The 16721-nt window shown below is 39.6% G+C and carries 15 protein-coding genes; 3 read left to right on the top strand and 12 right to left on the bottom strand.

The window, feature by feature from the left end; all coding sequences use genetic code 11:
* Nucleotides 1–16: 16 nt before the first annotated feature.
* From ACO1PF_RS08825 to argF, 3 genes are read right to left on the bottom strand one after another with little or no spacing between them, the layout of a single operon-like run.
* Nucleotides 17–1405, bottom strand: a complete 1389-nt coding sequence (locus ACO1PF_RS08825) for an APC family permease (protein WP_423188687.1) — start codon at nt 1403–1405, stop codon at nt 17–19.
* A 40-nt stretch (nt 1406–1445) separates the two neighbouring features.
* The gene (aguA, locus tag ACO1PF_RS08820; RefSeq protein ID WP_423188686.1) at nt 1446–2549 is read right to left on the bottom strand and encodes an agmatine deiminase; all 1104 of its coding nucleotides are present in this window, start codon (nt 2547–2549) and stop codon (nt 1446–1448) included.
* A 24-nt stretch (nt 2550–2573) separates the two neighbouring features.
* A complete protein-coding gene (gene argF, locus ACO1PF_RS08815) occupies nt 2574–5123 on the bottom strand; it encodes an ornithine carbamoyltransferase (protein ID WP_423188685.1) in 2550 nt (849 codons plus the stop codon).
* A gap of 273 nt (nt 5124–5396) precedes the next feature.
* On the opposite strand from argF, the gene ACO1PF_RS08810 reads away from it, so the two are divergent.
* Complete coding sequence (locus tag ACO1PF_RS08810; RefSeq protein ID WP_423188684.1) at nt 5397–5882, top strand: Lrp/AsnC family transcriptional regulator; 486 nt, start codon at nt 5397–5399, stop codon at nt 5880–5882.
* A 164-nt stretch (nt 5883–6046) separates the two neighbouring features.
* Here ACO1PF_RS08810 and ACO1PF_RS08805 read toward each other — a convergent pair whose 3' ends face one another.
* The 9 genes from ACO1PF_RS08805 to ACO1PF_RS08765 all read right to left on the bottom strand — a co-directional run bounded on the left by ACO1PF_RS08805 (nt 6047) and on the right by ACO1PF_RS08765 (nt 14331).
* Entirely contained in the window at nt 6047–6856 is an 810-nt protein-coding gene (locus ACO1PF_RS08805; protein WP_423188683.1) for an MBL fold metallo-hydrolase, read from the bottom strand.
* Nucleotides 6857–6930: 74 nt separating this feature from the next.
* Nucleotides 6931–7353 carry a hypothetical protein gene (locus ACO1PF_RS08800; protein ID WP_423188682.1) on the bottom strand — a complete coding sequence of 141 codons (423 nt, stop codon included), beginning with the start codon at nt 7351–7353 and terminating at the stop codon, nt 6931–6933.
* Nucleotides 7350–7559, bottom strand: coding sequence for a helix-turn-helix transcriptional regulator (locus ACO1PF_RS08795; RefSeq protein WP_423188681.1), 210 nt, complete (start codon nt 7557–7559; stop codon nt 7350–7352). Before ACO1PF_RS08795 ends, ACO1PF_RS08800 begins: the two co-directional genes overlap by 4 nt.
* Before the next feature lie 205 nt (nt 7560–7764).
* Complete coding sequence (locus tag ACO1PF_RS08790) at nt 7765–8790, bottom strand: YdcF family protein (protein WP_423188680.1); 1026 nt, start codon at nt 8788–8790, stop codon at nt 7765–7767.
* A gap of 18 nt (nt 8791–8808) precedes the next feature.
* Entirely contained in the window at nt 8809–9636 is an 828-nt protein-coding gene (locus ACO1PF_RS08785) for a glycerophosphodiester phosphodiesterase family protein (protein ID WP_423188679.1), read from the bottom strand.
* A complete protein-coding gene (locus ACO1PF_RS08780) occupies nt 9636–11462 on the bottom strand; it encodes an ABC transporter permease (RefSeq protein WP_423188678.1) in 1827 nt (608 codons plus the stop codon). Before ACO1PF_RS08780 ends, ACO1PF_RS08785 begins: the two co-directional genes overlap by 1 nt.
* Before the next feature lie 2 nt (nt 11463–11464).
* A complete protein-coding gene (locus ACO1PF_RS08775) occupies nt 11465–12487 on the bottom strand; it encodes an ABC transporter ATP-binding protein (protein WP_423188677.1) in 1023 nt (340 codons plus the stop codon).
* Nucleotides 12488–12572: 85 nt separating this feature from the next.
* Nucleotides 12573–13682: an extracellular solute-binding protein gene (locus ACO1PF_RS08770; protein WP_423188676.1), complete on the bottom strand. Its 1110-nt coding sequence runs from the start codon at nt 13680–13682 to the stop codon at nt 12573–12575.
* Nucleotides 13683–13752: 70 nt separating this feature from the next.
* Nucleotides 13753–14331 (bottom strand): MgtC/SapB family protein, encoded by a 579-nt coding sequence (locus tag ACO1PF_RS08765; protein WP_423190535.1) that lies wholly within the window; start codon nt 14329–14331, stop codon nt 13753–13755.
* 823 nt (nt 14332–15154) lie between these two features.
* Here ACO1PF_RS08765 and ACO1PF_RS08760 point away from each other — a divergent pair.
* Nucleotides 15155–15331: a hypothetical protein gene (locus tag ACO1PF_RS08760; protein WP_423188675.1), complete on the top strand. Its 177-nt coding sequence runs from the start codon at nt 15155–15157 to the stop codon at nt 15329–15331.
* A gap of 226 nt (nt 15332–15557) precedes the next feature.
* Nucleotides 15558–16595, top strand: a complete 1038-nt coding sequence (locus ACO1PF_RS08755; RefSeq protein ID WP_423188674.1) for a zinc-binding dehydrogenase — start codon at nt 15558–15560, stop codon at nt 16593–16595.
* Nucleotides 16596–16721 lie beyond the last annotated feature (126 nt).

The raw sequence follows: 16721 nt of genomic DNA, 5'->3' as shown, positions 1-16721 counted from the left end.
GTTAGTGATCTGTAATTTACAGACTCTTTCGATACAAGTACAAACCATAGAGTGTTGTGAGGATCGTTCCAACAATTAATGTCAGATGGTATAAAGGATCCCAACCATCGCCAGTAAAGAAGAGTAACACGATTCCCAGTGTGATGAATAAGAAACCAATGATACTTGACGTGTATAAACCGAATTTTCCTAAAGGAATCTCATACGGTCTAATAATATTTTTATCTACTTTTCTTAATTTTACTACCGTTGGAAACAGCCATAAATAAGGTAAAAAGAAGATCAAGAAACTGAAGGAAAGAATCGTCCAGAATGCATCATTGGCATTCCCACTTAATACGAAATTCAACACAATCAGAAACGTTGCAATGATGCCCATCAAGACATAAGAGTAATCGGGGGTATCGTATTTTTCATTCCGATGACCCAAAATCTTGGTATGTTTAGTGAACTCTGCTTCATCTAAGACTTCCACTCCTCCCAGTGTCCACGAAATCATATTGGAGACTAGAGTAAACAATGCGACAATCATCGTGATATTGAAGACAATACCTGAAGCCGGTCCGAAGACAGTGGATAATTCTTGTAAAGCATAAAAGAAACCGTCGAGCGGATCTATCGATGCTGCTGGAATTGCAGCTAAAACACCGAACGTTCCGATAATATACATGGCGGCAATCAAGATTCCAGCAAAAATCGTCATTTTCGGAATGTTTTTTTCAGGTTCATCTATTTTCGAAGCAATCGCACTGATCAATTCAAACCCTAACAAATTATAGACGATCGCTGAACTGTAAGAGATGGTATCAAAATTCAAGTTCAAGGCAAAACTGGAGAGTGAAAAATCATTAGCTACACCATTCTGCATGGCATAAATCACACCCATTATCCCGAAAACAATCAGAACACTGACTTTTAGAATCGCAGCAATGTTTGTGACCGTGATACTTAAATCTACTCCGCGAATACCAATGAAAACAATGAGCCAACACATTGCGACAGCCAAGGCAGCCCCAGCAATATTGCCCATAGCGGGAAAGTAAGCCATTGAAAACCAGGTACTAAAGGCAATGAAAACCGCCGGCATCCAGAAAGCAACATTGACCCAATAATACCAGGCAACTAAACTAGCCTGGAAGGGTCCGAAAGCACGTTTGACCCAGGCGTAAATACCTCCATCTTCTGGATAAGTAGCTCCCAATTCCGCGTTAATAAGTCCGTACGGGATAAAAAACAAAATAGCCGTGAGTAACCAGATGGTAATAGAGGAAGCTCCTAATGCTGCTGGAGCAACGAAGGTATCCAATACAACGATTCCTGTTACGGTAAAGGTGACCATTTTAAAGAGGCCAACTTTTGCAATATCTTTTTCGGCGACAATATTATCGCCTATCTTTTCTTCCATTTTTCTCACCTCTCATTTAGTTTTTTTAACGTAATTATTTTTATTTGGCTGAAGGTTGCTGCTGAGTGATGCAATGAATATTGCCACCGCCTAATAGTATTTCTCGTGCGTAAACACCTCGTATTTCTCTGTCGGGAAACACCTCACCCAAAACATCCCTAGCGTTCTGGTCATACTTTTCGTCGTTGAACAACGGCAAGATAATGGCACCATTAGCTATATAGAAGTTAGCGTAGGAAGCGGCCTGACGATCTCCTTCCTGCCTAGGCAATGTCCCATCTACTTTATCGACACCTTCACTTTCTTCTTTGGTGATCAAGACCTCATTCGGAATGTGTAATTTATGGATGGCCAACTTTCTACCCTTAGCATCCGTTTGATTCGATAAATAATCATAAGCCTTTTTAGAACGCGGATACTGTGGATCATTTTCATCATCTGTCCATGCCAAAACAATCACTCCTGGGGCACAGTAATGCATAATGTTATCCACATGCCCATTTGTTTCATCCAGATAAATCCCCTCTGGAATCCACAGTACTTTTTCTGCTCCCAGATACGCTTTCAATTGTGCCTCGATTTCCTCTTTATCTAACTCGGGGTTTCTACTTTCATGAAGCAAACATTCTTCTGTTACCATGACGGTTCCATCCCCATCTGTATGAATGGAACCCCCTTCCAGAATGAATTCTTCCAATGAATAATAGTCTAGGTTTTCTATTTCGCAGACTTTTCTTGCTACTTGATCATCTTTGTCCCATGGGAAATACAAGCCATCTACCAATCCACCCCAGGCATTGAAACGCCAGTCGACACCTCTGACTTCACCGGCATTATTTTTCACAAATGTCGGACCACAATCGCGCATCCACGAATCATCCACAGACATTTCCACAACGCGAACTTGATCTTTCAGCATTTCACGGGCATTTTCAAATTGGCCCGGTGACACACACATTGTCACTTTTTCATATTCTACTAGGATATTAGCCACTTCAGAAAAAGCTTTTTGAGCTGGTTTTCCACCCAACCGCCAATTGTCTGTCCGTTCCGGCCAGATCATCCAGCAGCCTTCATGCGGCTCAAATTCACCCGGCATTCTAAAGCCATCGTTTTTCGGAATCCCTGTTAACCTTTTTGCCATTTGCTATTCTCCTCTCTTTTACTGTTACAGTTTCTCTACAAATGCTTCAATTTTATGTTGATGATTTTCGACAACTTCTTTGGAGGGTTCTTTTAAATAGCGGTGAGTGAAGTAAACGATGATCGCCATTTGAGCGGTCAACCGATTTTCGGATTGATCAAAGGCGACACTATAATCCCCTTCCAGCGCTTCTCTTGTGACCTCTTCCTTGTCATTAGCTGGCAAGCAATGGAGCAGCATTGCTCCGGGAGCTGCGCTTTGCATCAACGCTTCTGTGATCACATAGTCTGGCATAAAGGCTGCGAGCCGTTCTGCTTTCTCATCCATTTGGGTGGTCCAGTAGAAGCTGTCTCCATAGACCACTTCGCATTCTGAAACTTTTGAAACGTCTTCAGTTATTTCATAACGTGCGCCTGACTTTTGACAATTTTTATCGGCCATCTTCAGCCATTTTTCTTCCATATGATACTTTTTGGGCCCGATCTGTTTGAAATCGATGCCATATTTTGTGCAGGTCAATAATAAAGAGCGACAGACATCCGTGGCATCTCCCATAAAAGCAACCGTTAAATCCGTGAGTGTTTTTCCTTCCGGTAAATGTTCCTGCATGGTAAAGATATCTGCTAACATTTGAGTCGGATGGTACACCGTATCCAGTCCATTGATCACTGGAACGGTTGCAGATTCCGTCAATTTTTGAGTCGTTTCGCCACTATTTGTGCGGGCAACAATAACGTCACACATTCGGGACAAAACTCTGGCCGTATCTTCAACCGTTTCCTTGGAACCCAGATGGATATCACCTTTGGATAAAAAAATCGCATGGCCGCCGAGTAACGTAGCTGCCGTCTCAAAAGAAACGCGGGTGCGTGTCGATCCCGCTTCAAAGATCATGCCGACTGTTTTATTTTTAAATAATTCCGGTATAGCGTTGTCTCTCCTGGCATCTTTCAGTAACGTCATCAATTCAAGCATGTTATCGATTTCCGCTTTCGTGAAATCGTTCATTGTCAGCATATGCTTCAACTCTTTTTTATTTAAATCTGTGGCACTGGATGATGGTTTTTTCATGTGAATCTCTCCCTCTACATTTTTTAAAATATATATATCGTCTAATGGTCTGGACTGATCACTCTTCTTGGTAAAGAGAGAAACGGTCACGATGAGAAGAATATTGACCAGCGGTGGAACAAGTGTAAAAAATTCCCATGGTTCTGGAATAATCGTCCCTTGAATAACCCCTCCCAATACATTCACCAACAGTCCTCCCAACATACCTGCCATGATTCCATAAGAAGTAGCCCATTTTGCTTTTAGTGCAATAATGAATGGGAAAAATAATACCCCAAACTGTAAGGTGAAGGCGAAAACAGTCATGTCATAAATGTTAGAACTCAGTAACCCGACCAAGGCGGCTAAAATCCCTGTTAAAACTACACAATAGCGGGTGATCCTCATTAGAACATTCTGATCTGCTAAACCTTCTTTTTTGTCTTTCAAGAAGATAGGATAGATGATATCATTTGAAAAGATAACCGCGGTCGCAAACAAGGATGTACTCGCACTTGATAAAACAGCCCCGATCAGTGAGGCAACAAAGATCCCGAGCAAAACTGGATTCAATAATTCTTTAGCTAAAAATGGAATCAGTAATTCACTGTCCTGCGCAATCAAGCTTCCATCGATCATTCCGCTACTGATCAGTGTATGACCGATCAAAGCTAAAAAAACCGGAATGAGACCAAATGTCCAATACAAACTGCCCGAAATAATCATTCCTTTCTGAGCAGTTTCAGCATCTTTTGCCATCAATGCACGCTGTGCTATATCAGGACTCGGAATATTGCCCAAAGCCATCCCTGCCCACATCGAAACGTATGTCACCCAGGGCATCAGCCCTTTTTCAGACGGAATGAATTGCCAGAAATCATCTGGCGTATGGGCGGCGATATTTTCTATCCCGCCAGCTGCATTATAGCCGACCACAAGGAGTATTATTAAACCAACAAAAATGATGATCATCTGAATAAAATCCGTCCATATGACAGCTAACAAACCACCCATATACGTAAAACTCACGACCACGACAAGTGCAATAACGTAACTCAGATAAAAGTTTATATCAAATAAGACCGAAAGAATTTTACCAACGGCTAACAATTGAACAGCTGTCCAGATAATAAAAGTAGGAATCATCACAGCAGAAGCAACGTAGCCGGTAGCGCTTCCAAATCTGTGTGTATAAATTTCACCTATAGAATTTATTTTTAATCCTCTAAGTGTTTTGACAAACAGAAGGCCGATGATTATCAAAGATAAGCCGGCAGCAAAAGGATCTTCAATGACACCATACACGCCATCTTCAAAAGCAGCCCCAGTTCCACCTACTATAGTTCCTCCACCCCAAAAGGTGGCAAACACCGTACCTACTACCAGGAATAATGGCGCACCTCTGCTGGCAACCAGATAATCTTCTGTATTCTCGATCCGTTTACTGGCAATCCTGCCTACTGCAATTAAACTCGTAACAAAGAAAATAATGATCGCTAGTGGCACAGCGTTGTTGAAAGACACAATTTAACTCCCTCCTCTGATTTATTGTTCGTTTTTTCACAACTTATTAATTAATTTAAGTTTATCCATTAAAAGTCAAAAAGTCAACACATAAGATGTAATTTATTCATAAAACTTGTCCTTTTCAGAATTGTGGTTGTCTGATTCGGACATGTTTTTATCTATTTACTGCTTAAATGATTGTTTTCCAAAGTCTATTCGTGCTATTATTGGGTTGAGCTTACTTCATCTAAAGGAGGACATCTCTCAGTTTACCTAGCTGAGAACACGATTATGGCAAAAAAAGAGAAAAATTATGATCAAATCGACTTCAAAATTATCCAGGAACTTTCCAAAGATGCGAGAAAATCTGTAGCAAAAATAGCCAAGGAAATTGATATCAACGAACGTACAGTGCGCAGAAGAATCGAAAAGCTGATTGATGACAATACCCTTCGCATCACAACCATTGTGGATCCCAGCAGTTTCGGATACAATGCCATTGCTGATATCAACTTAAAAGTAGACGAGGCAGTCTATGATAAATTCATAGACGACTGCAAAGCCAATCCCAATGTCTGCTACATCGCGACAGGCTGGGGCAAAGCAAATTTATCTATTGAAACACGTTTCTTAGATAATGATAATATGTATAACTTCATCAACAAGGCCCTGCCTGAAACAGACGGGGTAGAAGTGATCAACTACTTCATCATCCCTAAAATCATCTACAATATAGATGAATGGCTGCCTGTCCAGGATGACTTTAAAAAGGATTAGCGCTAGTGAAAAAAGCAAGGATACTATAGATATTCATTTCTTTCGTCCAGAATAAAAGCTCCCTAAAGTTAGGTTAATAACTTTAGGGAGCTTTTATTCTGCTTAAATCCTTAATGATTTTGATTACCTTGTCGAGTATCAATTTGATTTTCTTGTTGATTCAGTTACTTTCTTTCATTTACTTCCTTACTTGCACGCTCAACGTTTTCGAGATGACTGTTTTTCATCCCTTCAAAGAAACGGAATCTGTTCCGGCACTCTTTTTCCAATCCAGTGCCGTCATCAAGCAGACGATTTAAATACTGTTTTGAAAAATCGATCCGGTCCATTATTTCCTGCTTTTGTTTTGTCACGTTACCGTGTCCCGGCACATGGGTGTTAAGGTCGTGATGTTGCATGATCCAAGAAGCCTTCTCCACTGTTTCTTTGTAATCATGATAGCCGCTCTCAATAAAAGGGAATTCGACATCTGATAAATAATCACCGGATAGAAAAATACCGCAGGGTTCGATGACCGTAAACAGTCCGTCATTGGTGTGACCGGGGGCTTGATAAAACGTCAGCGTCATGTCACCCAGTTCCAGTTTTTCTCCGTCTGCTGAAATGACTCTATCAATTGTTGGATACCTTGGCTCATAGTTCCGCTCTATATAATACTCCTGGTCAAAAGCATTCATCTCTTCTAAGACTTCTTCTTTTTTGGGATTATTCTGAAATCCTTCAGATGCGATCACGGTCGCTTCCGGGAATGCTCCTGAACCGATGACATGGTCAAAATCACTGTGGGTGTAAATGATATAAAGCTGCTTGTCCCCAAGATGCTCTTGAATGTGACTTTGAATTTCTGCTATTTCCTCCGGCAGCCAGGTGGGGTCAGTCATGATGATGGCTTCTTCAGAATGAACGACAGCGGATGTCGTCTTGTAAAGTGAACTTTGGAAAACAGTTAAGTTTTTTTCTTGAAAGTGGAACATCTAATGACCTCCGTTGCTATTTATCTAATTTGTAATTTATTATCGGTTTCTAAAACTTGATTGTTAGTAACCTACTATCTTCTTTTGATAATAATAGTCCCTATTCCAACAATCCAAATATACGAAAAGAATCCTATCCACAGATACAAAATTGAAATCGATTCAATTCCTAAAAGTGTAAAAATTCCTAAAGAAACAAATAAGACTGCCAAAGAGATATGTGATGTGTATGCGAAAAATCGAAAAACATTTCGCAATAGGCGCTCATCATACTCAGGCAAATCGCCTCTTTTCCGTTTGTGTTTAATCACTTCAAATAATGTTAATATTATAGTCACTACAACACCCGCTATGAGAACTTCATAGGGAAATTCATCTTGAATAAAATAAATAAGAAGTGAACCAAGAACAGCACCTATAAAAGTACACGTGATTATATAAAAAGGAACCCACTTCGCTAAAATCTTTTCCCTTCGTTTTCTTTCTTTCTCAATCATCTGTCATCCTCCTCTAAAATAAATAGTTCATTAATTGGGACATCAAAGTATGCTATTAATTTTAAAGCCAACTCAAGACTAGGATTATACTTATTTTTTTCTATGGCATTAATAGTTTGACGTGTAACTTGTAGATCTTCAGCCATTTTCACTTGAGTTATCCCTCTTTTTTGGCGAATTTCTCGAATGTGGTTGATCACTTTCATGGATTTTTCCTCCAGACAAAAGTAAAGATATCTTTACATAAAGAATATCAAAAAAACGACCAAGTGTAAAGACATCTTTACACTTGGTCGTCATTTTTTTAAATCTGTATATCTTATTATATTATACTTAAATCAGTTCACGACTTATCCACTCCGAGCCATACCACTCATCTCTACAATAAAACAAGCCAGGCCATAGTTTAGTCTATGTTCTGGCTTGTTTTATTGCATCCACTCGCGATAAGTTTGTTCGTTTCCGTATATGCTCGGTAATATCTTTTTTTTCAAAAAGACCGGCGATTCTGAAAAGAGTTTGATAATTAAGCTTATATTCCATTTCCATTGTTTGCTTATCAATTTCTTCTTCGGGTGACGCGCCAGATAAGTGTGTTTGATAATTGATTTTTCCCAAAGCGATAGCTAACGTCATCCAGGCTCTTGGGAGGTGCGCTTTGGACGTAACGACACAAACATGTTTGAAGCTTCTCGGTTGGATATAATCCATAAATTCGATCACATTACCTACCGTATCTTTGGCACGCTCTAAAGAAACGAGTCGTTGTTCGTTTACTCCCCACTTTATCAGAACTTTCTTCATCTCGACTGCTTCATTGTATTTATTCTTTACTGCTCCACCACTCAGCAGGATCATTGCTGACGGATGTTGTTCAGCTAATTCATTCACTTTCAATAAACGTTTCTCTAAAACTTCCGGTATCGAGCCATCCTCATTTAAGATGTATCCGTACACACAGATCACTTCTATCGGATCAATGTTTCCAGGAAATTTAAACTGGTCCTTATGCTCTTCTATAAGCTGAATGACCTGCTCGTAAGCCGTATATAAGTCAAATGAGTGCTCTTTTAGACGCATCGCATAATGGTCTACTTCCCGTTCAGAATTCAGAATGGACAGTTGGATAAGCAGCATCATTTCTGCAAAGATATTATCCTTCTCTATCATAAGCACCTGCTTGAACGCTTCGGCTGCATCTTGATTCAAATCAAAATGCGCCAGTAATTCACCTTTCAAAAGCAGTGCATCTACAGGTTCAGTTCCATCATTAATAAGACCGTCCAATTTGATCAAGGCACTCTTGTATTGCCACTTTTCCAGCAGTCCGACAATTTCTCTGAGAATATCGTTCTCTTTATAACCTGTCCCTATATGAGGGATCAGACTAGTCGGGTCCACTGCTCCTGTGTAATTACTTATATCATTTATGTTCAATCTAATAAGACCGCCTTTCTATTTCAAACTCTCACGATAGTCCCTTACAAAGTTAGGCCAATCGGTCTGAATGATGTCAATACCTCTTTTAGTAAATGCGTCCCATGTTGTTTCCTCGAATAAGACAGAATCATCCGTAATGCCACCAAACAAATTGAAATCAGGGCCTAAGTTCTCAGAATTAGCTACTGTAAACAAGCCCATATATTTGATCAGTTTCAACCACCCAGAATCGAGCAGTTCAGACTTTAAATCCGTGACGATTAATTCTACGCCGATCATACGGATCCTTTCGTATGATCTTACTTGTTCAAATTCTGCCCTATTTTTCAGTATCGGGACATAGTATAGACCTCCCCCATTTTTCAGAAAGGCATCTAAGTGTTGTTTTGCGACAGGCGATTTGAAAAAGAGTTGCGATTCTTTTCCCGATTCTTTAATGATCGAAAAAAAATCAGGATCGTCCCAATAGTCCCAAGACCGGTCTATATTTACTAATCTGTTTTCTGGGAGCCACTGCAGAAATTCGGAAAGAGTGTTTATTTTCTTCCCGGAAACGGTGCCGATCGAATTATAAACCTTACTGTTTTCCACTTCATTAGAAGATAACTTTTTAAAATTTTCCTGTCTATTAAGCAATTTAGGTTCATTGCCATCATGGAAGAGATAGTATTTATCGTCAGATGTTTTGCAGACATCCACTTCGACAATATCCGCTCCTGCTTTATAGGCTAGCTGGGAAGCTTCCATGGAATTTTCAATGATATTTCCTCCCCAGAACCCTCTGTGAGACATGATCAAAAACAGATTATTATTTAATCGTTTTGAAAATTTATTTAAACTCATTACTGGCCTCCAGTTACGGGGTCGTCTACGCCTGTATCACCCAAACCGGTTACAATGACCGGTGCTTTGATTCTTCTTTTCAACTTCTTGATCCCGCTTTTACGTTCACCCATTTTAGAGCCTTTCCCATATACAATATAGAACATGATGGAACTGACCGCCATGATGATCACTGAGTACACCAGGTTGACGGCAGCCGCATTGACATTGTTCGCGGCATCCGCATTTCTGCGAATCGTGATCCCTATCGTTGGATAGGCCGGATGATATAAAAAGGCTGATAAATCATAATCAGCCAGGAAGTTGTTGAAGTTAAGGGCAACTAAAGCCAAGGCTGTCGGTAGTAACGCCGGAAGTATAATTCTTAAAAAGGTCCTGGTCGGTGAAGATCCGAGAATACGTGAAGCATCTTCCAGATTATTATCGAAAGAATAATATGCACCTTTAATATACCTTAAAGTGGACGGCAGCATCATAATCAAATAAACCAACGGCAAGATCCATACACTTCCAATTACGCTGTTACCAAACAATAATAACGAAGGAGAATCATAGGAAATGATCAAGCCTAACGCAAGCATCAAACCAGGCAGCAACCATGGAATGTAAAACAAGTATTCCGTCCATTCAGCCAGTTTATTGTTTTTATTATTCATTACGATACGTGCAATCATAATCATAAACAGTACAGCTAAAACAGCTGCTCCGCCAGAATATACCATACTAGTCAGTAAAGGTCCGTAGTTATTGTTGTTAGTCAGTATGTCTGTATAATTGGACAGTGTAAAGTACTCAAAGGACAAGACGGACTGAGAAATCCCCTGCAGATTCATGAATGAGAACAGGATGACCAATATCAACGGTGCGGTGTAAATCAAAAACAAAGCGTAAGAGAGAATGTGCACGATGATATTCATGACTGGATTTTCGATTTTTTGTTTAGTCACGCGCGTTTTCGTCTTGGAAATAGACATGTAATTCCCTTTTTTTTCATTGCGTGTCATCACCACTAACAAGATGATTTGCGCGATACCCAAAATAATGGATAATAAAGCCGCCACGTCTCTCGATGACGGACGCTGAGTAAAACTAAGTATCAAAGGAGAAATGGTTTCAAAACTTCCGCCAACCATGATCGGTGCGGCCATCGCGCCTAATCCCAACTGGAATGACATGATGACGAGTGTAATGATAATAGGAAACAACGTTGGAAATACGACATCTTTCAATACCTGCCACTGGCTGCTCCCCAAGTTTTTCGCTGCTTCAATGGTATTATTATCCAGTCCCTTCACGCCGTTCCTGAAGAAAAGCATATGGTTCGTCGTGCACGCAAAAGTCATAACAAACAAGACCGCCGGAAACCCTGTAAACCAGCCCGGATCCAAATTAGGAAGGATTCTAGTCAATGCATTGGTTAAAATACCGTTTTGACCATAAACATACAAGTAGCCATTATTTAACACCATGCCACTGAATACGAGTGTAGACAGAAAGCCCATTCGCAGGATTTTAGCCCCTTTGACGTCAAAATATTCGGTGACCAGCACGATAAACGTTCCGACAATATTTACTGAGATCGTTAACAATATAGCCAGCATGAACGAATTAAGGATGGCACGAATCGCTCTATTAGACCTCGATAAACGGCTAAATGCCGACAAGCTCAGTTCCCCGTCTACCCAGAAAATATCGATCAGCACATTGACGTTCGGCCAAATAAGTAACGCAAATATAAACCATCCTACAAAAAGAACAAATGAATAAAATGGCAATTTAACCAGGAGATCGGCTTCTTTCAGTTTAGCAAATTTACTGCTGTTCATCTTTAATCACCTCCATACTCCAGAATATCATTGGGGTCGATATACATCGTCAGTTCAGTATCCGAATTAAGTGTCGCATTTCCGTCTTCTTTTACAATTATTCTCAGTGTCGTACCTAAAGCTTCACAAATAAATGTTGAAAACGTCCCGTAAAATATTTGTTCTATGATTTTGGCTTTGACCCTAACGTCCGTGTTATTAGCTGGAACCCATGACTTGATTTTTTCTTCACGGATATAATGTTTTGCACTCGGATCAAACGGACTTCCTTCGCTGTGCGCATTGATGTATTCAATGAATGTAGCATCAAGATAATTAGCATCCCCGATAAACTTACAGACAAATTCACTCGCTGAGCGATCGTAAATTTCTCTAGGTGTACCGATTTGTTCTATTTTCCCATTATTAAATACAGCAATATGATCGGATATTTCTAAAGCTTCATCCTGATCATGCGTGACATAAATAGCGGTCATTCCCGTTTCACGCTGGATTCGTTTCAATTCTTGTCTCAGTTGTTTTCTTAACTTGGCATCTAAATTTGATAATGGTTCATCAAATAAGACGATATTCGGTCTTTTAGCCAAGGCTCTTGCAATAGCTACCCTCTGCTGTTGTCCACCGGACAAGTCCGAAACGTTTTTAACCAGTTGTTCTTCATTGAGCTCGACTAATTTGGCTAGCTCATAAACGCGTTGTTCGATCTGAGCTTTTGATTTTTTTTCAATCTTCAACCCATAGGCGATATTATTAAAAACACTCATCGTTGGAAACAAAGCATATGATTGAAAGATCATACCTAATCCTCGTTTCTCGATCGGAGTATTGATTATATTTTTCCCCTTTACATCGATGGTCCCTTCGCTTGGTTTGATGAACCCCGCAATAGCACGTAAGGTTGTTGTTTTTCCACAACCTGAAGGTCCTAGAAGTGTGAAAAACTCGCCTTCTTTTATTTCCAGATTCACGTTATCGATGGCAATAAAATCATCATATTTCACCTGTAAATTTTTGATTTCTATCATACTATGTCTCCTCGCATGCTTTATAAATTCATAAAAAGCGAAATAATATCTATTCCGCTTTTTATGATTTCTTTTATGTTTAATTTTATGGCATTAATTCCAATTCAACTTTTTCGATCCAAGAGTTCAAGTTTTCACGTACGAAGTTCCAGTCAACTTCCATTGGGTCAGTTGCTTCTGCAAGTTCAATCAGGCGGTCAGATGCACTGTCATAGGCCCCTTCGTTTACAGGAAGGCCACCCCATTCTTCAATAAAGGCGCTTTGAACTTCTGCACTTCCGAACCATTCAACAAATTCTTCTGCAGCCGTATAATCATGATCGTCACCTTTGTTCACGACACCGATTTGTTCACGCATGGTGATGACGCCTTGTTCAGGATTAATCGGCATCGCAGTGAATCCAAATTCTTCTTCCGCATTAGGAATTCCGCCTAAGAAATGATAACTGAGAGGAATCGTTCCTTCAGCAAAGTTTTGCAACTGCTCTTCATTTTCTGGCGTTTGGTATCCATTTGCTAGATAAGCTTCAACCTCATCCCAGCCTTCTTGCGCAATGCCCATTTCCCCGTTTTCATCAACGTACTGCAAGAGAATACTTAGAATCGCTTTTTGGTCCGTCCCGCCTCCTAAAGCTGCAGGCACACGATATTTCCCTTCGAATTCAGTCATGTCACTTAAATCCTGCCAGTTAGCTGGTGCTTCTTCTTCACTCACATATTCCGGATTGTACATCATGAAAATACGTTGTTCAACTAGTGGATGGAAGAGCTGATCACCAATATTGGCATCATCAGGGATGTCACTGACCCATTCAGGTTCGAACTCGACCAGTAATTCTTCATCTACTAATTCAAAGAACATGGCTTCATCCATACCAAAGGCTACGTCTGCCTGGGGTGAGTTTGCTTCTGCCAGTAAGCGGTTCAACACTTCCCCACCACCTGCCTCGACGAATTGCATCTCAAATCCCTCTTCAGTAGCTAACTCATCGATCCACTCTTGTCTGCCACCGGCAAGTGAGTTTGAATAAACTAAAACCTCTCTCGTTTCTTCAGTCGCGCCATTTTCTTCAGCAGTACCATTCTCTTCCGTGGTTTCATTGGTATCAGTCGTCTCTGCCTCGTCTCCAGAAGCACAGGCTCCTAGTAAGAGAGATGTCGCAAAAGTCATTGTCAATAATGTTTTTTTATTCATGGGTATTCTCCTTTGATAATATTTTTAGTTGATTTTACACACTTTAGAAATAAGTAATGATAACTTTCTGTTAAAGTTTATCAACAGATAGAAAACCTTTAATATTTTCAAAATTTTTCAAGAGGTTATTCGCTTCCTCCCGATTAGTGAATTTTAAGGATACAAAATTCATAACATATTTATCTTTCTGAGAAAACTCTTCTTGAATAGCTATGATCTTCCACTTTTTTATAGCACAATAGGTTAAAAAATCATGAAAGTCTTCGAGCGTTTCAAACAGGATATAAAAGTCGACACTATTTTTTTTATTGATCAATAGTCTCTTTATTTTCTGAAATGAACTTATGATGACCAAGAGTGAAAATGCACCAATTATTGCTCCTTGATAGAAACCAATGCCGATCGCTAATCCAATACACGCTGCTGACCAGAGCCCTGCAGCTGTTGTCAATCCTTTGACGTGATTATTACTAGTTACCAAGATTGTTCCAGCACCTAAAAACCCAATGCCACTTATCACTTGTGCACCCATTCGAGCCGGATCACCCGTGTTGTACATGTCAGATATAAACTGATTTGTCATCATGACCATCGTCGATCCTAAACACACCAAGATGTATGTTCTAAAACCTGCAGCATGATGTTTTATATCTCTTTCTATACCGATGATTCCTCCAACGATTATGGACAGAATAATTCTAGCTGTTATTGTGATTATGTTTAATTGTGCTAAATCGAAATGTGAAATCCATGTAATCCCTCCTCATCCCAAGCGATCACTTTTCGGCGACTTATCTTTTCTAATATATACATTTATATAGTCAGTTATTTCATCTCCCCTTTCAATGTCAAAAAACCCCTCGTTTAAGCCATTTAGGAACCGATTCCATCTAGATACATGTATTATAAACTGAGATTTTTTTAAAGTCAACGCATTTGCGCAAACGTTTTCATTTCCTTTTTAACGCTCTTTTTTAAATTTTACGAGTTATCTCTTACGTTTTGTTTGTAACTATCTTATCATAGTCAGGTGCAATGGCTGAGCGATTTCAAACGCGTCCTCAGTCGCGTAGATTGGTATTTAACTAAAAACCACTCTGAATTACTGTAACACCAGTAATTCAGAGTGGTTCATAGTTAGTGTTTTTCAACCCGCTGATATTTCTTCGTGATACGTGAATAGATGATCAAATCAACAGTATTTTATGTTGATATTTTTTTGTAAACATAAAATAACTTCCTTTATATCTTTTTATTTCACTACATTTGTAATCAGGATAAAACTTCACTTAGATATTCACCCACTTCCGTAATAATCCTGTGCGAATAAATTGCTTACTTTTTACAATCCTTTATAAATATGAGAAAATCAGACTATAATATGATCTCTTATCTAATGGTTCCTATCATCTATCGTTGCAGCCTATACACCCTTTCTACTCTGGAAATATATGAAGGAGGTAAATAAAAAAATGAAAAAGATTTTAGGAATAGTCATGGCATGCGTCTTTTTACTTGGGGCGTGTGATACTGAGCGGGAGCCTCCAAGACCCGGTCCATACGGAGAGAATGATGTTGAAGAAAATCTGAACGAGGAAGCATTGACAGAAACGGACACGACGATTAGCCTCACTTTGACGGATAACTAATAGTCAGAATTTCAGCAATCATGAACGGATACTATGCAGTTCATAGAAGATGATCCCGATAAGCTACGGGGTCATCTTCTCTATTTTTTTAAAATTACGACTAGCATTAAAAAATATGATTTAGTCTCTAAATATCAAACGGACAAGTGGCTAAATATAGTCGAAATATAATTATGATATACTGCAATAAGTGCATTCACAGAAAATCAGAAAGGTCAGGATATTTATGAAAACAGTACAAGTAACGGGATACGGAGATGTTGACAAGTTAGAATTAGTTGACCAAGCTGTTCCAGAACCAAAAGAAAATGAAGTGCTGATCAAAATCCAAGCCTGCGCAATAAATAATACTGAGATCTGGATGAGAGAAGGAGCTTACGGTACAGGTTCAAAATCGGGCTGGCGACCAGAAGGCGTTCATTTCCCTCGCACCCCTGGCTCCGATATAGCAGGAACCGTAGTCAAGTCGGGTAGCGCTGTAGATAAGACCATGATTGGAAAGAATGTTGTTCTTTTCCCATTTACATCAAGTGGAAAACCCGGGTTCGAACATATTTCAGAAGATATGTCTTTCATCGGTTCTGAATATGATGGTGGCTATGCAGAATATGTAGCGTGGCCTGCCGACCTTTGTTTTGATATGCCCCTTTCCGACTACACAGAAAGTTCCGTGTTCACAGTTAGCGGTTTGACAGCTTGGCATATGAACGAACAAATTCAGGTGCAGCCTGAAGAAACGATAATGGTAACCGGATCAAATGGTGGCGTTGGATCCTTGAATGTCCAAATTGCCTCAAAAGTATTTGGCGCTAAAGTCATTGCGATCGTTGGTGACTTAACTTTGGAAGGAAAAATGAAGGAACTGGGCGCAACGCATGTTTTATCTTATAAATCAGATAACCTTGCTGAAGAAATCATTAAGGTAAATGGTGGTCCGGTTGACTCGGTATTAGATGTTGTCGGAGATGCTTTGTTCTCTACTTCTTTAGAAGTACTGAAAAAAGGCGGAAAATTTTGTACATCTGGATCTGCCGGCGGTCAGAAAACTGAGCTTGATTTTAGAAAAGTATATTTAAAACATATTACACTTTATGGCTCTGTATTAGGTACTAGAGCAGAGTATAAACGCCTGCTTCAGGCTGTATCAGAAGGGAAAATAAAACCAGTAATTGATCGTACTTTTCCTTTAGAAGAAGCACGAGAAGCTCAACTTTATTTTAAAAAAGCAGGCAAACTAGGAAAAGTGGTCTTGATCAATTCATAACTCTCAATTATCTGTTCATTTTTAAAAATCCCATCATTTAATTGTCTCTTTTTAGATTTCACTCTAACATGAGTAAATAATGGATTTTATTCACGACAAATAAAGACTAAATCCTGAGAGCTGTAT

It is taken from the genome of Alkalibacterium sp. f15 (assembly GCF_049389645.1).
GTDB lineage: Bacteria > Bacillota > Bacilli > Lactobacillales > Carnobacteriaceae_A > Alkalibacterium.
This window is presented reverse-complemented; position numbering and strand designations above follow the sequence as displayed.

Bases quoted from the DNA above. Each gene is read 5' to 3' on its own strand.
- ACO1PF_RS08825 (WP_423188687.1), bottom strand. From the start codon at position 1,405: ATGGAAGAAAAGATAGGCGATAATATTGTCGCCGAAAAAGATATTGCA.
- aguA (WP_423188686.1), bottom strand. From the start codon at position 2,549: ATGGCAAAAAGGTTAACAGGGATTCCGAAAAACGATGGCTTTAGAATG.
- ACO1PF_RS08810 (WP_423188684.1), top strand. From the start codon at position 5,397: ATGGCAAAAAAAGAGAAAAATTATGATCAAATCGACTTCAAAATTATC.
- ACO1PF_RS08805 (WP_423188683.1), bottom strand. From the start codon at position 6,856: ATGTTCCACTTTCAAGAAAAAAACTTAACTGTTTTCCAAAGTTCACTT.
- ACO1PF_RS08800 (WP_423188682.1), bottom strand. From the start codon at position 7,353: ATGATTGAGAAAGAAAGAAAACGAAGGGAAAAGATTTTAGCGAAGTGG.
- ACO1PF_RS08795 (WP_423188681.1), bottom strand. From the start codon at position 7,559: ATGAAAGTGATCAACCACATTCGAGAAATTCGCCAAAAAAGAGGGATA.
- ACO1PF_RS08785 (WP_423188679.1), bottom strand. From the start codon at position 9,636: ATGAGTTTAAATAAATTTTCAAAACGATTAAATAATAATCTGTTTTTG.
- ACO1PF_RS08780 (WP_423188678.1), bottom strand. From the start codon at position 11,462: ATGAACAGCAGTAAATTTGCTAAACTGAAAGAAGCCGATCTCCTGGTT.
- ACO1PF_RS08775 (WP_423188677.1), bottom strand. From the start codon at position 12,487: ATGATAGAAATCAAAAATTTACAGGTGAAATATGATGATTTTATTGCC.
- ACO1PF_RS08770 (WP_423188676.1), bottom strand. From the start codon at position 13,682: ATGAATAAAAAAACATTATTGACAATGACTTTTGCGACATCTCTCTTA.
- ACO1PF_RS08760 (WP_423188675.1), top strand. From the start codon at position 15,155: ATGAAAAAGATTTTAGGAATAGTCATGGCATGCGTCTTTTTACTTGGG.
- ACO1PF_RS08755 (WP_423188674.1), top strand. From the start codon at position 15,558: ATGAAAACAGTACAAGTAACGGGATACGGAGATGTTGACAAGTTAGAA.